Source organism: Vibrio sp. AND4 (genome assembly GCF_000171815.1).
Taxonomy (GTDB): domain Bacteria; phylum Pseudomonadota; class Gammaproteobacteria; order Enterobacterales; family Vibrionaceae; genus Vibrio.
The window spans coordinates 1-2,104 of record NZ_ABGR01000094.1 but is presented as its reverse complement, the minus strand read 5'-3'; the positions used below and the strand labels follow the sequence as shown (position 1 = coordinate 2,104).

The following is a 2,104-nucleotide window of genomic DNA, read 5'->3' as shown; positions in this document are numbered from 1 at the left end:
TTTAATGCTAAGCTTAAAAGTCGGCGCCTATGCTGTCGTTTGGCTGATTCCACTGGGGGTTGCTCTGGCTTGGTTGCTTTCTCGGAAAACGTTTGTCGGTAAATCCATTCTCGATAGTCTGATCCACTTACCACTGGTTTTACCTCCCGTGGTGATTGGATATTTGTTGCTGATCTCGTTAGGCCGACAGGGGCTGCTTGGCAGTTGGCTTTATGAATACTTTGGTTTGGTGTTCAGTTTCAACTGGAAGGGAGCCGTCGTTGCTTGTATTGTTGTTGCGCTACCTCTAATGGTACGCTCAGTTCGCCTGAGTCTAGACAATGTTGACCCAAAGCTCGAACACGCTGCATCCACCTTGGGCGCATCGCCTCTAAAAGTCTTCCTTACAATTACGCTGCCTTTAACTATACCCGGTATTATTACGGGTACCATGCTCTCATTTGCTCGTAGCTTGGGAGAGTTTGGTGCAACGATCAGCTTCGTTTCCAATATTCCTGGCGAGACTCAAACCATTCCTTTAGCAATGTACAACTTCATTGAAACGCCGGGAGCGGAGATGGAAGCCGCGCGTTTGTGCATTATTTCGATTGCCCTGGCTCTGGCGACGTTAATGACCTCTGAGTGGTTAAGTCGCAAAGCTGCAGCGCGTCTGGGAGCGAAATAATGAGTATACAAATTCAATTTAAACAATCTCTTGGTGAAACTGACTTTGATATTGATTTGTCGTTACCGGGTCACGGGATAAGTGCAATATTTGGCCGTTCAGGTGCGGGCAAAACGACACTAATTAACGTTATCAGTGGATTGGTCACGCCCAAACAAGGCAAAGTGTCGGTTGGCGAACACGTTCTTTTCGATAGTGATGTCGGCATTAATTTATCGACTCATAAGCGCAAGATCGGCTATGTATTCCAAGATTCGCGTTTGTTTCCACATTATTCCGTGAAAGGAAATTTATTATATGGTGTCGTGGAAAAAGATGAAGGCTACTTCGATAAAGTCACCGAGCTACTCGCCATTAAGCCGCTGCTAAAACGTTTTCCAATCTCTTTATCCGGCGGGGAGAAACAGCGTGTGGCGATTGCTCGAGCACTGTTATCAAAACCTAATTTGTTATTAATGGATGAGCCTCTAGCGTCATTGGATATGCCACGGAAGCGAGAAGTGATGCCATTTTTAGAGGAGCTATCTGAGCAGGTCAGTATTCCGATTGTTTACGTGACACACAGCTTGCAAGAGATTCTTCGGTTAGCTCAGCATCTGTCCATTCTCGACAAAGGTACAGTCATGACATCGGGTAAGTTAGAAGACGTATGGGCTTCTCATGCTATGCGCCCTTGGCAGTCATTTTCAGACCACAGCAGTTTATTCGAAGGTAAGATAGCGATGCATCATGAAAAATATGCATTGACGTGTGTAAAGCTCGCTCCGAACACTTGTCTGTGGGTGCAAAAAGTCGATGGCGAGCCAGATACACCAATCCGGCTTCAAGTACGTGCAAATGACGTCTCCATCGCATTGGAGAAGCCTTTCTCTACATCGATTCGTAACGTGTTGCCAGCGACCGTTGGATCCATAGAGGAGCTGACCGCAGGTGAGGACAAGCAAAGTATCACGGTTTCGCTGCAATTAGATGAAGAGTGCCACTTGTGGGCGACGATAACGCAATGGGCACTGGATGATTTGAACTTGAAAGTCGGGGACTCCGTTTACGTGCAAGTAAAAGGCGTGAGTGTCACACAACGAGATATTGCATTAGCACACCATTAATTTATCCAAACCTTAGATACAAAAAAGGCCGCGTTTGCGGCCTTTTTTGTGGAAAATCGTGCCGAATTACTTCACGAATACTTCCTTGAACTCACGCTTAAGAAGAGGGTCACGACGTGCTTTCTTAAGTTGCTTAACCATGTCTTTTACACAGTTGTGTAATACATTGTCTAGCAGCTGAGAACGGTAATCTTCTTTATCTTCGTCTGTCATGTTCTCTGGCAGTTTGAGTGTTGGGAACTCTTCCATTACGTTTAGACCAGCAAAAGCTTGACCTACAGATACTAGAGCGTGGAATTGCTCAAAGTTGTCCAAAATGTTTTGTGCACTTGCT

The 2,104-nt window shown here is 45.7% G+C and carries 3 protein-coding genes; 2 read left to right on the top strand and 1 reads right to left on the bottom strand.

Annotated features, from left to right (window positions below):
• Nucleotides 1–664: molybdate ABC transporter permease subunit (gene modB, locus AND4_RS18820; RefSeq protein ID WP_009844579.1), on the top strand; the 664-nt coding region annotated here is incomplete at its 5' end.
• Nucleotides 664–1,770, top strand: a complete 1,107-nt coding sequence (gene modC / locus AND4_RS18815; protein ID WP_009844578.1) for a molybdenum ABC transporter ATP-binding protein ModC — start codon at nucleotides 664–666, stop codon at nucleotides 1,768–1,770. The genes modB and modC, both read left to right, overlap by 1 nt.
• Nucleotides 1,771–1,836: 66 nt before the next feature.
• Here modC and AND4_RS18810 read toward each other — a convergent pair.
• The coding region (locus AND4_RS18810) for a DUF3069 domain-containing protein (RefSeq protein ID WP_009844577.1) at nucleotides 1,837–2,104 on the bottom strand (268 nt) is incomplete at its 5' end.

What these genes read in the sequence shown, in the direction of transcription:
- modC (WP_009844578.1), top strand. Translation starts at nt 664, where the DNA reads ATGAGTATACAAATTCAATTTAAACAATCTCTTGGTGAAACTGACTTT.